This is a genomic window from Burkholderia sp. Bp9143 (genome assembly GCF_003853645.1).
GTDB lineage: Bacteria > Pseudomonadota > Gammaproteobacteria > Burkholderiales > Burkholderiaceae > Burkholderia.
The window spans coordinates 1-799 of record NZ_QTPO01000154.1 but is presented as its reverse complement, the minus strand read 5'-3'; the positions used below and the strand labels follow the sequence as shown (position 1 = coordinate 799).

The window sequence follows — 799 nt, the reverse complement described above, 5'->3', positions numbered from 1 at the left end:
GCGTAGATCGGAATGCCTTCGAAATCTTCGCCGGCCTTCTTCGGGTTCACGCCCGCGACGAATGCTTCGCGGCCGTTTGCGTATTCACGGCAGGCGCGCGTATGGAACTGACCGGTTTTGCCGGTAATGCCCTGCGTGATGACCTTCGTGTCCTTGTTGATCAGAATCGACATGTATTTTGACCTCTGTTCGATTGGCGTCGCGTGCAAACCGCGCCGCCATGCGTGTTCAATAGCGCGCGCTTACTTGCCTGCGGCAGCCGCGACGACCTTCTGCGCAGCCTCTTCCATGCTGTCCGCCGAGATGATCGGCAGGCCCGAATCGGCCAGCATCTTCTTGCCGAGGTCCTCGTTCGTGCCCTTCATGCGCACGACGAGCGGCACGTTCAGGTTCACGGCCTTCGAACCGGCGATCACGCCTTCCGCGATCACGTCGCAGCGCATGATGCCGCCGAAGATGTTCACGAGGATCGCCTTCAGATCCGGGTTCTTCAGCATCAGCTTGAACGCTTCCGTGACCTTCTCGGTCGTAGCGCCACCGCCGACGTCCAGGAAGTTCGCCGGTTCGCCGCCGAACAGCTTGATGGTGTCCATCGTCGCCATCGCGAGGCCTGCGCCGTTCACGAGACAGCCGATGTTGCCGTCGAGCGAGATGTACGCGAGGTCGAACTTCGACGCTTCGATTTCAGCCGGATCTTCTTCGTCCAGGTCGCGGTACGCGACGATTTCCGGGTGGCGGAACAGCGCGTTCGAGTCGAAGTTGAACTTCGCGTCGAGTGCGATGACCTTGCCGTCGCCGG

2 pseudogenes are annotated in these 799 nt (G+C 61.1%); both read right to left on the bottom strand.

Going from position 1 to position 799, the window contains the following annotated elements:
• Positions 1 to 173 (bottom strand): annotated as a pseudogene (locus DIE23_RS39095) (succinate--CoA ligase subunit alpha); the annotation flags it as partial.
• A 69-nt stretch (positions 174 to 242) separates the two neighbouring features.
• Positions 243 to 799, bottom strand: a pseudogene (gene sucC / locus DIE23_RS39090) (succinate--CoA ligase subunit beta); the annotation flags it as partial.